General features: G+C 47.5%; 16 protein-coding genes and 2 pseudogenes. 14 read left to right on the forward strand and 4 right to left on the reverse strand.

Annotated elements, in window-relative coordinates:
- Positions 1-89 precede the first annotated feature (89 nt).
- The 3 genes and pseudogenes from DES37_RS04095 to DES37_RS04105 all read left to right on the forward strand — a co-directional run bounded on the left by DES37_RS04095 (position 90) and on the right by DES37_RS04105 (position 3,480).
- Entirely contained in the window at positions 90-638 is a 549-nt protein-coding gene (locus DES37_RS04095) for a GNAT family N-acetyltransferase (RefSeq protein ID WP_110024942.1), read from the forward strand.
- A 300-nt stretch (positions 639-938) separates the two neighbouring features.
- Positions 939-2,558 carry a glycosyltransferase family 32 protein gene (locus DES37_RS04100; RefSeq protein ID WP_110024943.1) on the forward strand — a complete coding sequence of 540 codons (1,620 nt, stop codon included), beginning with the start codon at positions 939-941 and terminating at the stop codon, positions 2,556-2,558.
- A 31-nt stretch (positions 2,559-2,589) separates the two neighbouring features.
- Positions 2,590-3,480 (forward strand): annotated as a pseudogene (locus DES37_RS04105) (transposase).
- Between the two features lie 229 nt (positions 3,481-3,709).
- On the opposite strand, the gene DES37_RS04110 reads toward DES37_RS04105, so the two are convergent.
- Together DES37_RS04110 and DES37_RS04115 are read right to left on the reverse strand one after the other, a co-directional pair.
- Positions 3,710-4,456, reverse strand: a complete 747-nt coding sequence (locus tag DES37_RS04110) for an SDR family NAD(P)-dependent oxidoreductase (RefSeq protein ID WP_110024944.1) — start codon at positions 4,454-4,456, stop codon at positions 3,710-3,712.
- A gap of 70 nt (positions 4,457-4,526) precedes the next feature.
- Entirely contained in the window at positions 4,527-5,216 is a 690-nt protein-coding gene (locus DES37_RS04115) for a helix-turn-helix transcriptional regulator (protein WP_110024945.1), read from the reverse strand.
- A 313-nt stretch (positions 5,217-5,529) separates the two neighbouring features.
- Here DES37_RS04115 and DES37_RS04125 point away from each other — a divergent pair.
- From DES37_RS04125 to alaE, 7 genes and pseudogenes are all read left to right on the forward strand, one after another.
- A pseudogene (locus tag DES37_RS04125) lies at positions 5,530-6,742 on the forward strand (transposase).
- 599 nt (positions 6,743-7,341) lie between these two features.
- The gene (locus DES37_RS04135; protein ID WP_110024948.1) at positions 7,342-8,136 is read left to right on the forward strand and encodes an IclR family transcriptional regulator; all 795 of its coding nucleotides are present in this window, start codon (positions 7,342-7,344) and stop codon (positions 8,134-8,136) included.
- A 17-nt stretch (positions 8,137-8,153) separates the two neighbouring features.
- Positions 8,154-8,906 carry a transporter substrate-binding domain-containing protein gene (locus tag DES37_RS04140; protein WP_110024949.1) on the forward strand — a complete coding sequence of 251 codons (753 nt, stop codon included), beginning with the start codon at positions 8,154-8,156 and terminating at the stop codon, positions 8,904-8,906.
- 27 nt (positions 8,907-8,933) lie between these two features.
- Positions 8,934-9,605, forward strand: coding sequence for an amino acid ABC transporter permease (locus DES37_RS04145; protein WP_110024950.1), 672 nt, complete (start codon positions 8,934-8,936; stop codon positions 9,603-9,605).
- Complete coding sequence (locus DES37_RS04150; RefSeq protein ID WP_036112424.1) at positions 9,605-10,381, forward strand: amino acid ABC transporter ATP-binding protein; 777 nt, start codon at positions 9,605-9,607, stop codon at positions 10,379-10,381. The genes DES37_RS04145 and DES37_RS04150 overlap by 1 nt, the downstream gene beginning before the upstream one ends.
- A gap of 24 nt (positions 10,382-10,405) precedes the next feature.
- Complete coding sequence (locus DES37_RS04155; RefSeq protein ID WP_110024951.1) at positions 10,406-11,797, forward strand: formimidoylglutamate deiminase; 1,392 nt, start codon at positions 10,406-10,408, stop codon at positions 11,795-11,797.
- A gap of 122 nt (positions 11,798-11,919) precedes the next feature.
- On the forward strand, positions 11,920-12,099 hold the full coding sequence (alaE, locus tag DES37_RS04160; RefSeq protein WP_245929975.1) for an L-alanine exporter AlaE: 180 nt from the start codon (positions 11,920-11,922) through the stop codon (positions 12,097-12,099).
- A 102-nt stretch (positions 12,100-12,201) separates the two neighbouring features.
- On the opposite strand, the gene DES37_RS04165 is transcribed toward alaE, so the two are convergent.
- Together DES37_RS04165 and DES37_RS04170 are read right to left on the reverse strand one after the other, a co-directional pair.
- The gene (locus DES37_RS04165) at positions 12,202-12,939 is read right to left on the reverse strand and encodes a metallophosphoesterase (protein ID WP_110024952.1); all 738 of its coding nucleotides are present in this window, start codon (positions 12,937-12,939) and stop codon (positions 12,202-12,204) included.
- A 118-nt stretch (positions 12,940-13,057) separates the two neighbouring features.
- Complete coding sequence (locus tag DES37_RS04170) at positions 13,058-13,513, reverse strand: GNAT family N-acetyltransferase (protein ID WP_110024953.1); 456 nt, start codon at positions 13,511-13,513, stop codon at positions 13,058-13,060.
- Between the two features lie 350 nt (positions 13,514-13,863).
- On the opposite strand from DES37_RS04170, the gene DES37_RS04175 reads away from it, so the two are divergent.
- From DES37_RS04175 to DES37_RS04190, 4 genes are all read left to right on the forward strand, one after another.
- Positions 13,864-14,346 carry a glutathione peroxidase gene (locus DES37_RS04175; RefSeq protein WP_110024954.1) on the forward strand — a complete coding sequence of 161 codons (483 nt, stop codon included), beginning with the start codon at positions 13,864-13,866 and terminating at the stop codon, positions 14,344-14,346.
- Between the two features lie 209 nt (positions 14,347-14,555).
- The gene (locus tag DES37_RS04180) at positions 14,556-15,851 is read left to right on the forward strand and encodes a DUF1254 domain-containing protein (protein ID WP_110024955.1); all 1,296 of its coding nucleotides are present in this window, start codon (positions 14,556-14,558) and stop codon (positions 15,849-15,851) included.
- 382 nt (positions 15,852-16,233) lie between these two features.
- Entirely contained in the window at positions 16,234-18,159 is a 1,926-nt protein-coding gene (locus DES37_RS04185) for a type VI secretion system Vgr family protein (RefSeq protein ID WP_036112398.1), read from the forward strand.
- Positions 18,156-18,575: a DcrB-related protein gene (locus DES37_RS04190; protein WP_036112394.1), complete on the forward strand. Its 420-nt coding sequence runs from the start codon at positions 18,156-18,158 to the stop codon at positions 18,573-18,575. The genes DES37_RS04185 and DES37_RS04190 overlap by 4 nt, the downstream gene beginning before the upstream one ends.
- The last annotated feature ends 1 nt before the right edge of the window (position 18,576 follow it).

Below are 18,576 nucleotides of genomic sequence, written 5' to 3' on the forward strand. Positions count from 1 at the left end.
GGATGTTTTCTGTGCATCCAGATAAATTGAGGTAGTTATTGAACGGGTTCAACCGAAATAGATATCAAGCTCATGAAGGAAATGTACCGATGCCAATACCCATACTCTATACGGAACGCTTGCTTTTAAAGCCATTATCCCCCGAAGATACCTCACAAATTCAGATGATTTTCCCACGTTGGGAGGTAGTTCGCTACCTGGTCTCTTCAGTACCATGGCCTTATCCTGATAACGGTGCCGAGAATTACGTTAATAACGTTGCCATGCCTGATATGGCAAATGGAATAGCCTGGTTCTGGACTATCAGGCACCGTGAAATGCCTGACGAACTGATGGGTTTAATCTGCCTGTATGACGTTGAAGATAATAACCGAGGCTTTTGGTTAGCTCCGGAGCATCAGGGCCAGGGCTTTATGCGTGAGGCCAGTATTGCAGCTACGGATTACTGGTTTAATTCGTTAAATAAGACCGTGTTGCGTGCACCTAAAGCGGCTCTCAATAGCCGTTCAAAACGTATTTCAGACAGCAGTGGCATGCGGCTAATCAGGACTGAAAAGAAAGAGTATGTCAGCGGTCTGCTGGATTCTGAACTCTGGGAAATTACCCGTGACGAATGGAATGCTCGCCAGGTTGACTGATAAAGTTATGGGAAGTCTGTTCTTCGCTCATAGCTGCCTGTCAACGTGGTCAAGTCCCCTTACCGCAGACCAGGTGTATAAAAAATCACCTTAACGTACAATAATTTTTGATATCCAAGCTGACCCCAACCTTGACACTTTTCGCACCTGAGCTATTACTAGATAATTACATATCTGATTTTTTCGTATTTTCCAAAATACAAACTCATGGCAATGCTTTAAATAAATTTAAAATTTCATTCAGTTAAATTGTTATGCGAGTTTTATGAAACTTCACGGGAATGTAAAAAGGTATGAAATATGTATTCACAGATTGGTAAGTTTAAAGAGAATAAGAGTCAGTCAGTTGTTGACTCTGTTACTCCGAAGGAAAGTGGCAGAACGCATCGCTCAGGGTTTGTGGATAATAGACCTGAGACTACTGCACAAAGAAAACTGAATGAATTGGCAAATAATATTCACTCTCAAATCACTCCATTCCTATTAATGAGTCGTTTTCCACAAGTGAACTTAATTCCTATTCAAAGAGTTCTGAAGACTAAGGAGGATATGCCAAAAGAGTTGTTGGAAGCTATTAATTTTTTGAATGCAGTTGAATCAATGTTGCCCTTTAAAGATCAAAGTTACAATGGAATAGCAAGAACATGTTTGAAGGTTTTGAAAAACACTGATTATAATGTTGATGGTTACGGTGCTGAAATTAATAAATTTGTTCAATCATTTGAATCCAGGTTACCACCTGAAGAAATCCAGGAGGTGTTGAGTCCTGAACAGAGAAATATTCATAGTATTTGGGTTCAAGGGGAATATGATGAAGAGACAGAATTACGTGAAGGATTAAAAACCCGCGAAGGAAGTGGTGCTGCCGGATGGAAAAACCTGATATGGGTTTACCAGAAAAATGCTGAGGTTGAACCTTCACTTTTCCAAAGCGTTGGAGGAGTGATTGCTCGCCCCCGGAAGTTGGGAAATTTGGATATTTCAGAAGTCGATTTCAGGGCAACTCTGCTTGAGTGGAAAGGCAGGCCAGATTGGATAGATGTGTTTATCCACATAATGGATATTCTTATAGAGAAAAAATCCTTTGTGGCGATGAGTGATATTATGCGTATGATTATTCTCTATTACCAGGGGGGATTATATCAGGATGTAAAAATCCAACTACAAACACCAAACGCCAGCTTTTTTTCTGAACCATTAGTTAATGTAGATAAACTACAGATGACGAATGAGAGTCGAATGGAAAACTGGGCAATGGTTGCTCAGGCAGGATGTCAAATGATTGAGAATATCATGATTGCAACGCTGCATCAGTTTCCTCCGACTGAAGTGCTTAGAAGGATGCCATTGAATTATGTAGATAAAGTTTACAGCGGTGCACATAAACAGCTCCATGAGAATAAGGGGCCATGGAATAGAATATCTTATATTGTTAATAAACTAAATTATATTCAAGATGTTAATAAAGGTCTGAAGTTGCATAATCCGCGAGATATGAATTCATGGGCTGACTCTGATAGTAGTGAATTAGAGGAGTTTGATAAACCAATTGTCGTGCAGCCCGTGGAGTTCTCTAGTGAAAATGTGAAATGGAAGGTTGCCGTGCTCTTCAGCGAATTACGGAGTATGTGGGGAAGGCCACCTGAAGGATACATTGCTGTTGAAATGAAAAATATGAAGGATAAGGTATTTGCTATCGGACATATTGATGTCAAAGCCGATCTAAACAAAGTCATTTTCGAAATGTATGACGCTATGGCCAACATATTAATGATTGACTACGCAGACGCAAACATGGCAATTGCCAATAATACACAAATAACAGTCATGGCCTCTTCCAGTCTACAATCTGGCATTGATATCGCTGAAGATGCTGCCAGAAAGGTATTCAGAGGCCAGGTTACACATCAATTCATCTAATATCCTGACGGGCATAAACAGGCTTTGTTGAATAAGTCGAACTTTTTCCAAACGGCAGGATAAGACCACACATCATTCTGATAACGCAGCAGTACCGTGGCAACGCAGAAGTACAAAATCACTAACTGGAAGACCTACAATAAAGCCCTCATTCATCGTGGTTCCGTCACTTTCTGGCTGGATGATGAAGCCATTCAGGCATGGTACGGGTCAGCAACACTTTCATCACGAGGCAGACCTTTGCGTTATTCAGACCTTGCCATCACGACCGTTCTGGTCGTTAAGCGCGTTTCCCGGGTGACCCTGCGGGCCGCACAGGGCTTTATTGATTCCATTTTTGCTCTGATGGGTATTCCTTTGCGCTGCCCGGATTACACCAGTGTTAGCAAACGAGCGAAGTCCGTTGATGTCAGCTTTAAAAACCCCCACTCGGGGCGAAATAGCGCATCTGGCCGTTGATGCAAAAACACATGAAATCATCTGTGCAGACCTGTCGCTGAACAATGTGACCGATTCAGAAGCCTTCCCTTGCCTAATCCGACAGACACGCCGGAAAATCAGGTCTGCGGTGGCAGACGGGGCTGACGATACACGTTTAAGCCATGATGAACAGCGTCGCAAAGAAATCAGTGCCCTTATCCCTCCCCAGAGAGGCGCGGGTTACTGGTCAGGTGAATATGCAGACCGAAACCGCGCAGTGGTGAATCAACGACTGAGCGGAAGCATTGCCCGGTGGAAATGGACGACAGATTATAATCGTTGCTCAATAGCCGAAACGGCAATATACAGGATAAAGCCGTTGTTCGGCGGTTCGCTGACGCTACGGGACGACGACGGCTAGGTTGCAGAGGCTTTGGCCATGGTACGTGCACTGAACAAAATGACGAAAGTGGGCATGCCGGAAAGCGTGCGTATTGCCTGAATGATGGGCTATTACAGGGCAACTCGCCTCAAATCTGATTTATTCAACAAAGCCCCACGTAGCTGCCAGGATCACGTTTTTTTCTCGCTCAGAGCGGACCAGCCCACACAAATTCTGGCCGTTATGTGCCAGAAGCGGATGTTCCTAACCATAGGTATTTTATCGTTCTCATTGAGCTTGTCACCCAGGTGATGCAATTATTACAGTTTAAAAGGACTTAAGGGAAATTTCACTCAGCTAAATATCCACCATCAATTGGATAAATTCCTCCGGTACAGAACGCTGAGTTGTCTGACAGCAAAAACAATATGAAGTCCGCTATTTCTTGCATTGTTGCCATCCTTTTCATAGGGTGGCTATTTACGAAACTGCGTATGATTTTTTCAGGGAACTCATTCATTCGTGGGGTATGGACATAGCCCGGAGCAACTGCATTAATTCGAATACCTTGACATGCATACTCCAGCGCTGCGGTTTGGGTCAAACCGATTATACCATGCTTAGCCGCGGTGTAAGGTGCCAATCCAGGAATGCCAACCAGACCATTTACTGCAGATAAATTAACGATAGAGCCACCAAACTTCATCATCTGATCTATTTCATATTTCAGACAGTAAAAAACACCGCTCAATGAGGTGGCAATGACCTTATCCCAGTTTTCAACTGTCTGCTCTGTTATGTTTTTACCGTGTTCGCCTGTTATGCCTGCATTATTTACAGCATAATCAAGCCTGCCGAAATATTTGATAATATCATCTATCATTTTCCGTACTTGTTCGGGCTGTGACACATCACATCCGATCCCCATCGCTTCTTGCCCCTGTGAAGATAATAGTTTCGCTTTTTGTTTAGCCTGCTCTGATGCGCGGGATACTATGACCACCTTAGCGCCATGTTTGTGTAATTGTTCTGCGACAGCCTCACCTATACCGGCGGTACTTCCTGTTATAACAGCTACTTTATTCTGAAAATTCATAACTCCCCCTGTTAAGTAGAATTGACTCTTACATCTGGGGTAGTATACAAATTGGCTGTGACAGTTTTTGTCAGTACTCTTTTCCCTCGCAGATCCCCTCTTTTATTCTCCATTTTTTCAATAAAACCGTCCTGTTTTCCCTATACATGGAATCCATTTCCACAATCTCTTCGATTTTGTCAGTTCTAAAATGACGAAAATCATTTCTCATCTCACACCATGCAACCAAAAGCCAGCATGACTCCATACATACCAATGCAATGGGCCATATGACTCGAGAAGAAAAAACATCTTTCTTGTTACAATACTTTATTTTAATTTTCTTTCTATTTTTAATGGCGTCACGGATATCTTCAAAGAAGGTCTCATTCTTTTCCGAGGGACCAGTCAGATAGGATTGGCTCTCAATAAGGTTTTTTAATTCACCAGGAATAACGGCATGTATTTTTGCAAGTGCCTTTCTTGCGGTGTTTTTGAAAGCATAATCCGTATTATGAGATACCCAATTTAACCCAAGTGTAATAGCATTGATTTCTTCATGAGAAAGATTTAACGGTGGTAAGAGAAAGTCAGACTTAACTATATATCCAATTCCTGCGCATCCTTCAATGCACACGCCTTGTTGCTGTAGTGTTCTTATATCTCTGTAAAGGGAGCGTACACTTATTCCTAATCTTTCTGACAAAGTGGATGCAGTAATCGGATATCTTTGCGCCCTTAGTATCTGTAGTAATTCGAGAAGTCTTTCTGTCCTGGTCATGTTGAAAAATCCATCTTAATCCGGAGACAATATCTTAAAACACTTGTTGGATAAGCATCTTAGTACAAAGCAAGTATACATGCCTAAGTTGACCTGCTCTTGGTTGATTATCAAATGCCAATGTTAGTCCTCCATCCCGGTTGTTATGACAAAAGCGAACTTCCGCTGTTCGCTCAGACTGTGTGAAAACCCCTGATCACTTTTTGGTCTAAGCGATGGTTTCATATGATCAACCATTCTTGATAAACCCATGCGACGGACTGACTTTTTCATTAAAATTATAAACATACAAATGAATACTGCGGATACCGACATGGCCCATCACATTCAAGGACAAGGCAGGCTTCAGGTGACATTGCTCCCTGATGCACTGGACGATTTTGTCACTGAAGATAACCCCGTCAGAGTGGTTGATATCTTTGTTGATGGACTAAAGCTCGATTCTCTTGGTTTCAGAAGAGGTGATGCAAAGCGAACCGGACGGCCCGGATATCACTCTGCCACCCTACTGAAGTTGTACATTTACGGATATCTCAACCGAATTCAGTCCTCCCGCAGACTGGAAAAAGAGGCCCATCGGAACGTTGAACTGATGTGGTTACTTGAACGATTAACGCCTGATTTTAAAACCATTGCAGACTTCAGAAAAGATAACGGTGAAGGTATCAGGAATGCCTGTCGGGCCTTTATTGGCCTGTGCCGACAAATGCAAATGTTCACTGATGTCGTGTTGCCATCGACGGCAGCAAATTCAAAGCAGTAAACAGTAAACCCAACAACTTCACATCCCAGAAAGCCAATGACCATATTGAGCGCGTAGAGCAAAGTATTACTTATTATTTAAACCAGCTGGATGAAGCCGACAAGAATACTGAGCCCGATGCAAACACAAAGTTAACAGCCACTAAACTGGCCTGGCTAAAAAAGCGTTTACTTGAGCTTCAGGAGATTCAACAAGCAGTCGCACAACAGCCAGATAAACAACTCTCTTTAACCGACCCTGACTCGCCGGCTGATGAAAACAAATAATATGAACCGGCAAGTCTGCTACAACGTTCAGACAGCTGTGGATACGAAGAACCATTTGATTGTTGCGCATAAAGTCACCAACACAACAGATAATGGGCAATGAGCTTCAGAATCGATTTACCTCGATAGAGGATGGACTGGAGCAACAGTTGTACTTTAACAATATTGCCTGTCGCGATTGCAGCCAGCGCTCCAGGTGCACTACATCGAAACGCGATCCAGGGCGTATACGGCGTTGGGTTCATGAAGCTGAAATGGAAGAAATGCATGCGAGGCTTGAGTCATTTCCTCAGGCGGTAGTCATGCGAAAGCAAACGGTAGAACATCCGTTTGGGACAATTAAAATGTGGATGGGTGCAACGCACTTTCTGATGCGGAAATTTAAAAATGTCAGTACGGAAATGAGTCCACATATATTGGCTTATAACCTCAAAAGGATGATATCGATATGGGGTACTACAGGATTGATATTTCAGCTTCAGGAACAATACGGCTAATGGTTCCGGCCGTTTTATCCTCCAGTAACAAATATCAGGCTCTTTCCCGCAATAAAAACTTCTGAGACACCCGGATAAAACCATAGATTACCTTGTCAACTTAAACAGCATTCTCAAAACACAGATGAGAAATATTGTTTGGCTACTTAAAGCTATGAGTTTTCACACAGCCTGCGCTCTCAGCGGGCCATGTCATGGGCAGGCTCAGGCCTCACACCAGAATGTGGCACATGTTTTTACAATACTTTTTACAGCACTGCAGCGTGTATAAACCCATTTCTTTCGAGTCGAAGACGACTGATAGTGGCGACGTTCTTTGTTATTCGGTGATGGCATTCACCAAATAATAATTGATGATGTAACCCACTCATTTATTGCACCTGGCGTAGTGCAATTTCTGCACCAAAATCGTTCAACTTTCCACCGCGGTTTGCGGTTTACAGAAAATCTCGCCCCGGGAAAGCGCTCTTTGTCAGATTTTTGTTTCTGTATTGTACTGTTTAAAAATCAATTCCCGTTATTCGGGAATTGATTTCCTCAAACCTGGCACAACCCCTGCAATATTCCCTGCAAGCGTTACAAAACAGGTTAATAAACGGATGGATGCAATACCGAGCAAAGTTGAATCTGCTGACCAGACTCCAACCTCTGAAAGAGTACTGATGGTGCTCAGGATGGTTGCTGAATATGGCCGCCCCGTCAGCGCCAGTGAACTTGTTCATGCCTCTGGTTTAAACAAAAGCACAATGTACCGGCTGTTAGCCTCGTTACGCCGTTGGGGATTTGTGATGGAGTCAGATGCGCTGTATGCGCCTGGCCCTGCCTGCCTGCAAATGGCACTTAACTTTGATGCCGTCACGCTGCTTTCCCTGCATGCGAATGACGCGATGATTGATTTGCGAGACACCACGCAGGAAACCGTTGCGGTGACTGTCGTTATGCAGCAAGAAGCAGTGTGCATCAGCATGTTAGAACCCCGGCAATCCTTACGCTGTTCGTTCGAAAAGGGGCGCAGTTTACCGCTGTATCGTGGGGCAACAGCAAAATGCCTTCTGGCGCATTTACCTTTACCTGCCAGGCAGCATATTGCGAAAACCCACATCAACAACATGTTCGAACGTGAAGTCTATGAGAACGCGTTACTCAAGATTGTTCAGCAGGGCTATGCCTGCACAGAAAGCGAAGTGGATGATGGTGTATGGGGCGTAAGTGTTCCTGTGCTTTCACCCAATCAACAACTGCTTGGGGCTTTAACGCTAATGGCCCCCATTATTCGTACTCAGAACAAGCACCAGCGTCTTATCGAAGAAACGCTGAATGCAGCCAAACGTATTCAAGCCAGTTTGAATGCGACATTTACGCAGGCATCACCTGCTTTTCATCATCAATCTTAATTCCAGGAAGTGAGCCCATGCCTACATTCAAACACACAGTTAAACATGCACTGCTGTCACTTAGCTTACTGAGCATTTCTGCAGCAGCCCTCGCTGCCGGGGCACCCATCAAAGCGGTGACCGATGCCACATTCCCACCGATGGAGTTTACTGAAAACCAGAAAATGACGGGGTTCGATATTGAACTGACAGAGGCCATTGCGCACAAGCTTGGCCGTTCAGTGCAATGGACCAACGTTGATTTTAAAGGGCTGATCCCCAGCCTGACCGCGGGCCGTGCAGATATTGCTGTCTCTGCAATTTACATCACGCCCGAACGCCAGAAAGTAGTTAATTTCACTAAGCCATACATGGCTGGTGGCCTGGTAACACTGGTTAAAGAAGGCAATAACACCATTAAAAGTGCAGATGACTTGAAAGGTAAAAAAGTTAGCGTACAGACAGGCACCAAATCTGTCGAATGGCTGCATACCCATATTCCAGAAGCGCAAACTGTTGAAGTTGAAAAGAACCAGCAAATGTTCAACCTGGTGAGTATTGGCCGGGTGGATGCAGCGGTAACAGGTAAACCTGCTGCATTCCAGTACGCCCGCACGCGTGGTGGCGTGAAAGTTTTACCGGGTTCCCTGACCAGTGAAGAATACGGAATTGCTGTGCGTAAAGATGAAACCAGCCTGGTTGCAGATATTAACAACGCGTTAGATCAACTGAAGGCAGACGGCACCTATAAACAACTGGTCGATAAGTGGTTCCCGGTTTCAGCGAAGTAATTCACTGGCAAAAACACAGGATTAACGATGAGTTTAGATCTTGATTTCGCGCCAGTGTTTGCCAGCAGCAATGCGCTGCTGGCAGGTACAGTGGTGACGATTGAAATTACCCTTTGTGCCCTGGCTCTGAGCTGTATTCTGGGTTTGATAATTGGTGTTGCCAGAATTAACCCACAGCGAAAAGTTGTCTATGGTATTGCCAGCGCTTATGTTGCGGTGATCCGTGGTACACCATTATTAGTGCAGCTGTTTATTTGGTATTACGGGCTACCACGAGTCGGGGTCATGCTGCCGTCATTTTTTTGTGGCGTGATTGGGCTCGGTCTTTATTCCGCTTCTTATGTTTCCGAAATTGTACGCGGCGCCATTACCTCCATTGACCGGGGCCAGAATGAAGCGGCACGGTCGTTGGGAATGTCATCAAAACAGGCAATGATGAAAATCATTCTTCCCCAGGCGGTGGTACGCATGTTGCCGCCGTTGGGGAATGAATTTATTGCGTTAATTAAAAACTCTGCACTGGTTTCGTTAATTACCATTCACGATGTAATGCAGCAGGGTAATACCATCATCAGTAATACCTACCGCGACCTTGAAACCTATCTGGTTATTGCGGTGATTTATTTTGTACTGACCAGCATTACCGTGACGGCATTACGCTACTTTGAAAAACGGCATCACCAGAGAGGGGAGCAGTAATGTCGAATCACAACGCCAACCCACAACCTCAAATCAGTATTCGCGACCTGCACAAGCGGTTTGGTGACAATGTGGTGCTGAACGGAATTGATTTCGATGTGTTCAGCGGCCAGGTGATTGTCATTATTGGGCCAAGTGGCTCGGGTAAGAGTACTTTCCTGCGCTGCTGTAACGGGCTTGAATTGCCAGAGCGCGGCAATATTACCTTGTGCGGAACGCCTTTAATCACGAATGGTAAGCCACTGCCAGAAAAGCAGTTAAACGAACTGCGCAAAGAAGTTGGCATGGTGTTCCAGTCATTTAACCTGTTTCCTCATTTGTCTGTTCTGGAAAACCTGTGTGTCGCGCCAGTGATGTTGCGCAAAATTGATAAAGCAACAGCGCAGAAGCAGGCAATGAAGTTGCTGGATAAAGTGGGGCTGACAGCAAAGGCGCAAGCCATGCCGGGCAACCTTTCCGGCGGGCAAAAACAACGTGTCGCCATCAGCCGCGCTCTGGCTATGTCGCCCAGTGTCATGCTGTTTGATGAACCCACCTCGGCACTTGATCCTGAATTGGTTGGCGAGGTACTGCAGGTAATGAAGATGCTTGCCAGTGAAGGTATGACCATGATGGTGGTAACCCATGAGATGGGATTTGCCCGTGAAGTGGCTGATGTCGTCGTGGTAATGGATGGCGGCGGTATTGTGGAAGCAGGCCCGCCTGAGCAGGTGTTTGGCGCGCCGCAAAATGAGCGCACCCGCCAATTTCTCAATGCGGTATTAACACGGCAATAGCACCAGAGCGGAGATGAATTACGTATGAGCACCAGGCAGATTTTTGCCCGCCATGCCTGGCTTGAACAAGGCTGGCAACGGGATGTACTGATTTCATGGAATAACCAAGGGGTTTTTACGGCAGTCGAGCCCAACTCAACGCGGCCTGAAAGTGCTGAGTCTGCCTGCTGGCTGCTGCCAGGAATGCCGAACCTTCATTCTCATGCTTTTCAGCGCATTTTTTCTGGCATGACTGAATACCGCCAGAACCCGGCAGACAGCTTCTGGAGTTGGCGGAAATTAATGTATGCCTTTGCTCAACAAATCACGCCGGAACAACTCGAAATTATCGCCACGCAGCTTTATAACGAGATGCTGGCTGGCGGATATACCTCTGTTTGTGAATTCCATTATGTCCATCACCAGCCTGGCGGTGAACCCTATCATGATGCTGCTGCGATGAGTGCCGCACTGGTTCGTGCCGCTCAGCGCACAGGCATTGGCATGACATTGCTGCCGGTGCTCTACCAGGCCAGTGGTTTTGGTAGTTTGCCGCCAGAAGCGCATCAGTACCGTTTCACCCACGATAAGCCATCTTTCCTGGCCTTTTGGGACCAGTTATTCAGTTTGTGCCAGGCGGCGGGCGTAAAACTGGGGCTGGCACCGCACTCATTACGTGCAATCAACCCTGATGATTTGCAGGCGGTGTTGTCACATATTTTTGCGGCCGATGCCACTGCACCTGTTCATATCCACGTTGCTGAACAACAAAAAGAGGTTGATGACTGCCTTGCCTGGAGCGGGAAGCGCCCGGTACAGTGGTTGCTGGATAATTTTGATGTGGATTCTCGCTGGTGCCTGATTCATGCCACCCATATGGATGAACAGGAATACAGCGAAGCGGCGGCGACTGGGGCGGTTATTGGTCTATGCCCAACGACAGAAGCGAACCTTGGCGATGGCATTTTTGATTATCGCCAGTGGCAAACGCACCACGGCCGTTGGGGGATTGGTTCAGACAGCCACATTGCCGTGAACGCGGCAGAGGAGTTACTGCAACTGGAGTATTCACAGCGGCTTGTGCATCAGCAGCGCAATATCTGTTGCAGTGATAACGAACCCGATGTCGCCAGTTATCTTTATCGCCACGCGTTGCAGGGTGGGGCACAGGCTTCTGGCCGGCTCGTTTCAGGTATTCAGCCAGGCATGCTCGCTGATTTTATTGAACTGGATGCAGACAATCCTGCTCTTGCGGGGCTTTCGCCAGACTATATTCTTGCGGCCCATATTTTTGCCAGTTCACGGCAATCTGCCATCCGGCGGGTATGGACCAGGGGAATACAGCGTTACCAGGCGGCAGGTACACCCTTGTTGGCTCAACAAGCTGATATCGCTGCTATTCGCCAGGCTGTTCTTGCAACCTGCACGTCAGAATAAAGGGCGCAATGGTGACTCAGCGTGCTGTGAAAGATAAGCGGTATGTTTCTCGCTTCCACTTAAGCCATTAACGGAGAACGGGCATTTCAGCTAAAGCACCACAACAGATTGGGAGATGTTATTTGCCACCCAGTACAGAAAAAGCTTCACGAAGAAGGGCATTTATTGCAGACACCACTGCACTGGTTCTCTTCTTTACCACCACGGGTATTCTCAATGAACGCTTTATCGCTGGAATGACCTGGGACCAGGTATGCCATGCGCGCCTTATCGGTGCGGTGCTGATGATTCCGGTTGCCTGACCTGCTCCCAGCAAACTAACATAGCATGATGTAAGCAACTTCCGCTCCTGGCACAGAGCGGCCAGTCAGCTGCTTTGGCGCGTGTTACTTCAACGCTCGCCATTAAACACAAATGTGATGGCAGGCGAGGGAGTTACTGGTGAAGTGGTGGATCATTAACGCGGGTGGGTCATTAGCCGGTGGAACATTTACTGTGCCAAACCAGGCAGGGTTAGCCGGGCAAACGGATCCACAAATGTAAGCAGGTATGCCTGCAAACAGGCCTGAAATGGGTCTGTGGACGTGGCCTGTTGAAATGGCCATTAGCCTGCCCGTGGAGTGTTTAATCAAATCCTCCATCTCTGCCAGATCCCTGCACATTGTTTCGTCTAACGTCGGTATGCCAGATGCAAATACGTGATGGTGCAAAAACAACAATGACGGCGTGTCGCCTGCAGCGTTGAGTTGTTTATCTAACCATTCCAGGTGGCCTGCCACACTGCCGTAATCCTCAGATTCAATTGATGAATCCAGACCAATCAGGCGAATATTCCCTGCATCGTGGATAAAGTGCAGGGCCTCTCCCTGGGGATCGTGCGCCCATCTGTTCTCACCCCAAACCGAACGCATCAAACAGCGGTCATCTGAGTTACCTGGCAAGATCAACGAAGGGTACTTTTGCTGATTCAGGCGTGCAGCTATCTTTTTGTAACCTTCATGCCAGTGACCATCGGTAAGATCGCCTGTAAGTACCAGTATGTCTGGTTGCAGATGCTTAAGCCAGGTTAGAGCCTGGTCGAACCGAAGCAGGTGATCATTTTCAGGTGCAGCGTGAATATCGGAAACCTGCGCTATCAGCATAAAGACCTCATAGGATTCTGCAGAGTTGTGGAGCTTTATAGTGATGAAAACATGCCCGTTTTGTTCTGTGAGTTACTCAATGGGTGGCTACGGAGATATTCAGAGCGAGTTCTCTGGATTAACTGAGTATTTTCCTCATAAAAACCCGCTTGTAACCATTCTGCTCAGCTCTGCCATATTCTTGCCACCCAAGCTTCGAATAGATCTGCAAATTTTCGTGCATCTTTTCATTTGTATAGAGCCGAAGCTCATTAACATTCTGGTTTCGGGCATGTAATTCAGCATGGACTAATAATTTCTTTCCCAGCCCCTTGCCCTGGTACATTTTATCTATAGCCAGACTGCCAACAGACACATAGTTTGATTCCCTGTGCAGAACGATGAGGCCAATAACTTCTCCCTGGTTAGTAAGAACCCATACATCACCTGTATTGACAATTTCCTGATAGTTACAGTTCATGGGTGCTGGCTTTCGTCCAATACGTTCTATGTAATGCGAATATGCGCCCTGAATAATGTTTTCGATAGCAGATACATCTGCTGGTTGTGCTGGGCGGATTACTGGGTTAAGCATTTAAATCAAGGCTCCTGATTCAAAATGATTTCAAATCGGTAATGAAGTTGATAATGCAAAAAATCACACTATTTTGACAAGTGGGCAGTTGATTACATTGCGGGGCGGCTGGGCTATTTCGTCTCAAGGCATTGCGCTTTCCTTTCCACAAAACCGGTATATGCCCGTCGCACTGCGGCTGTTTATCGATACAATTAAAGTAATATTACGCGCACAAGATTAGTTCACCTGCCGGTAATGGCTGTGTTGGCTGGTATTACGGATTGCAGAGAAGAGAACTTCTTATATCCTGGGTTACGCGCTGTATGGCAATATTGCCGCCCAACGGGTTGTGCTTTGAGGAACCAGACATGACTAGCTTTTATCAACTTACTGCGACCAGCCTGAGTGGCCAGCCCATCTCTATGGCCGACTATGCAGGCAAACTGGTTCTGGTGGTAAATACCGCCAGCCATTGCGGTTTTACTCCACAATATGCAGGCCTTGAAACGCTTTACAAAAAGTATGCCGCGCTGGGGTTGGTAGTGCTCGGTTTCCCTTGCAACCAGTTCGGTAAGCAGGAACCCGGCGGCGCAGACGAAATTGCTCAGACCTGCCATATCAACTACGGTGTGAGCTTCCCGATGTTCGCAAAAGTAGAGGTCAACGGCGCTGCCACGCACCCGGTGTTTCGTTACCTGAAAGCCGGGTTGCCCGGTGTGCTGGGGGGGCGAATTAAGTGGAACTTCACTAAATTCCTGGTTGGGCGCGACGGCCAGCCACTCCGGCGTTTTGCTCCGTTCACCACCCCAGAAAAAATGGAAGCCGCAATTCTTTCCGCACTTGAAATCTAAGTGTTCCCGTTGTTCGGGCCATTTATGTTCAGAAAGCTTCCGCTAACATTGTGTGAAGCTGGCTCCTGCTCTTTACTCAATATTCACACTGCATCATTAGGCGCTCTTAACCTGCAAATATTACTGCAGCTTAAACAATCCTTAATCCCACACAAAAAGTAAGATATTTAGCTACGCTTAATTCGTTCTCTCATATAAGGGGATTTAGCGTGAAAAAAACTCTGTTGTCTCTGGCCTTGCTTCTGGCAAGTGGCGCTGCGTGTGCGCAACAAATAAGTGATAAATATGCTGAAGATGCCTTTATTTATGCGTATTCGATGGATGAAGCGTACAAGTTCTTTTATGAAACGGCTATCAAGACCGATACACCTTTGAACCGTTTTCAGAACATTCGCCACATTGCTGATGATACCTACACCGACCACCCAACCATTAACAACGACACCCTGCATTTAATGGGCTGGCTTGATGTTGCGGCGGAACCGGTTATTGTCAGTATTCCGGATATGGATAAAGGGCGTTACTGGATTTTGCACACCATGGATATGGGGCATTACACCACGTCAATGATTGGTTCCCGCCTGCGTGGTACCAAAGGCGGCCACTTTATGTTTGCCTCCCGTTCATGGAAAGGTGAAGTACCCGCCAGTGTGACCGAGGTTATTCGGGTGGATTCTGATTTCCTCAAGCTGATGGGGCGTATCATGGCGACCGGGAAAGAAGATGAAAAAACGGCGCTGAATTACATGGATGACTGGAATATTCGCACGCTCTCAGCTTACCTTGGTGTGCCCGGGCCCAAACCAAAAGAGCGCACATTCCCGGATCCGGCAAAAACCAACTGGTTACAGCGGGTGAACTTTGTGCTGTGTGAAGGCGACATGGGCACGACGGACAAAAAATGGCTGGATAAATATAAGGATATTGGCCTGGCTCCCTGCAAGGAAGATTTCACCCCAGAACAACTGGATGCCGCCAAACGGGGTGAAAAACTGGGGATGGCGTATTTGGCGGAACTGGCACCAAAAATGAAAAATGCCGGGAAACTACTCGGCACCCGTGAACAGTTACAAAATGGCCAGCGCGACCTGTTTGCCGAAGGAACCTATCTTGGGCAATGGGGGCTGCCGCCAGATGAATCTGTTTACTTACAGGAGGTGAAAGGTTCTGACGGGCAAAATATTAATGGTGCCAACGGGAAAAGATACCGTATGCACTTTAAGGCACCGGATGTCAGCCAGTTCTGGTCATTCACGGTGTATGCCACAGATACCAAATTGATGGCACACAATGCCATTAACCGCCACAGCCGTGGCGACCGCACCCTTAAGCCAGGGCCGGACGGCATGTATACCATTGAGCTTAGCGCCAAAGGCGATGCTAAAAACGCTAACTGGTTACCGATCCCTGAAAAAGACGCCTATATCATTATGCGTATGTACGGGCCGAGCAAAGCCATTCAGGAGGGGGAATATAAGTTCCCGGTAGTGGAAGTGGTGAAATAAGCCGGCGGGCAGGGCCTGTAATAACAGGCCCTGCAGTAAACCTCAGCAGTTAAATAAGTGCCCAAAATATGGGTGATAAAGAGAAAGACTCTATAACTGCACAATAATCGCAATATTGGCAATAAAAGGAAAAAACCAGGAAAGCACAGGCCTGCCCTGATAGGGAAACCTGATTTGCCGGGGCATTCAACTCTTAACATTCAAAATCCTTTCAAATACATACACCTGTATTCAGATAATTCCTAGTGTGTCGATTTGTGTTGAATCAGATAATGCCTATCTTTCATCGTTGGGGCCGTGCGGTAGCTCCCCCATAAATCTGCATCATTATTTTCATCAGGGGGCCGGGAATGGCGCCCATCTGGATGCCAGGAACCGATTTATGCTCAATCGCATCACTGTTCAATTACCGGCGGATGGACTTGTCTTTTGGAAACTTTCTGGCCGGGAAGCTATCTCTGAATCTTTCGCTTTAAATCTGCAACTGTTGGGGACGGATGCCCGTCTGGATCGCAGCAAACTGTTGGGCCAGCCCGTTACAGTAACCATTCCGACTCAAACCCTGACTACAGACCGTTATATCAATGGCAAAATTACCCGTGTGGCCGTGAGCGCAGTAGAGCTCTCTGGCACACGCTACGCGGTCTACCAGTTGACGGTGGAGCCAGACCTCTGGCCCATGAAACGCGACCGCAACCTGCGTATTTTCCAGGGGCAAACCGTTCCACAAATTGTGAAAACCCTGCTGGGTGAGTACAACGTCAATCTTGAAGACAAACTGATTGGCAGCTACCGAGTCTGGGATTATTGCGTTCAGTACCAGGAAAGCAGCTTTGACTTTATTTGCCGCCTGATGGAGCTGGAAGGGATAGCCTGGCATTTCCGCCACGAAGCAGATAAACACACCCTGATCCTGACCGATTCCGCGACCCAAAACACACCGTTCACGGGCTATGAAATTATCCCTTACCACCAGACTCAGTCAGGCGGGAGTACCGACGAAGAAGGGATTGGGCAGTGGGCTATAGAAGATTGCGTTACCCCGGGGTTGTACAGCCTGGACGACTATGACTTCCGCAAACCCAATGCCTGGCTGTTCCAGAGCCGACAAAACCCGGCCTCGCCTGCACCGGGAGCCATCGACGTGTACGACTGGCCCGGGCGCTTTGTCGAACATGGGCATGGTGAGTTTTACGCACGCATTCGCCAGGAACGCTGGCAAGTTGAACACCAGCAAATCGCTGGAACGGCAACCGCCATTGGTATTGTGCCGGGGAATACCTTCCAACTGACGAACGCGGCTTTTTTTGATGATAACGGCGAATACCTGGTCACGGCGGCAGAGTACACCTTCGAAGAAAACCGCTATGCCAGTGGTGAAGATAACAACACTATTCACCGTATTGATTTCAGTGTTATCCCCTCTACGGTGGTTTTCCGCCCGCTCCAAAAAACACCCTGGCCGCGTACCTTTGGGCCGCAAACAGCCCGGGTTGTTGGCCCCAAAGGCGAGAGCATCTGGACTGATAAATATGGCCGGATAAAAGTGAAATTCCACTGGGATCGCCTGGCGAAAGGGGATGATACCAGTTCCTGTTGGGTTCGCGTTTCCAGTGCCTGGGCAGGCCAGGGTTATGGCGGGGTACAAATTCCCCGCGTCGGCGATGAAGTGGTGGTCGATTTTATTAACGGCGACCCGGACCGGCCGATTATTACCGGGCGTGTTTACAACGAAGCCAGTATGCCCCCCTGGGCATTACCCGCCGCTGCGACCCAAATGGGTTTTCTCAGCCGCTCGAAAGACGGCACTGCCAGCACCGCTAACGCATTGCGTTTCGAAGATAAACCCGGCGAAGAACAGGTCTGGGTTCAGGCGCAGCGCAATATGGATACCCTGGTCAAGAATGACGAAACCCACAGCGTGGGTGGCTCACGGACAGTGAGTGTGACACAGGATTACACCGGCACCGTGGAAGGTGCACATACCCAGGCGACACAGTTAGCTCAGAACGAAGTGGTGGGCGGTGGTTATACCCAGTTGGTTAAGGGCGCAATGGTGATGGCCTCCGATACCGAGATAAGGCTGGTTTCCGGCAATTCTGCGCTGGTGCTGGGGGCGGGAGGGCAGGTCACACTGCTGTGCTCAGATTTTGCCATCAACGCCTCAGGCGGCGGGCAAATTAATACGCGCGGCATGCTGGATCTTAACCTGACAACGCCGTCAGAAAATACGGCGATAAACCCAACGATTAATGATATCCAGCAAGCGGTTGCTGCTGTGTTTAAAAAGGGAACGGGTAACGCATGAGTCAGCCTGTATTTACGCTTTCTGAAGGGACGCTTACCCTGCCGCAAGCCGGCCAGGATAACAGCATCACCATCCTTAAATTTGACGATGCAGGTGCTTCACTGGTGATTACCCGCGCCTGGGATGTGAAACCCGGCGACGAGGAAAACTACCTTAACCAGCAACTGGCAAAAATTAAGCGCACCATGAAACGTGTTGTGCTGGGGGAGATCCAGCCAACCCAGGTGGCGGGCCTCGATGCCCGGGAAGTTGCTCTCAGCTTCGATAACCAGGCCACGAGAGTAAATGAGCGCATTGCTGTGTTGCGCCACCAGGATCACCTGATGGTGATGACTCTCACCCGAATCACGCCTTTCGATGCCAGCGCTGATGCATTCTGGGCCGCGATTAAAGATGGATTTCAACCTGGAGCATAAC

The sequence above is a fragment of the Mangrovibacter plantisponsor genome (assembly GCF_003182475.1).
GTDB lineage: Bacteria > Pseudomonadota > Gammaproteobacteria > Enterobacterales > Enterobacteriaceae > Mangrovibacter > Mangrovibacter plantisponsor.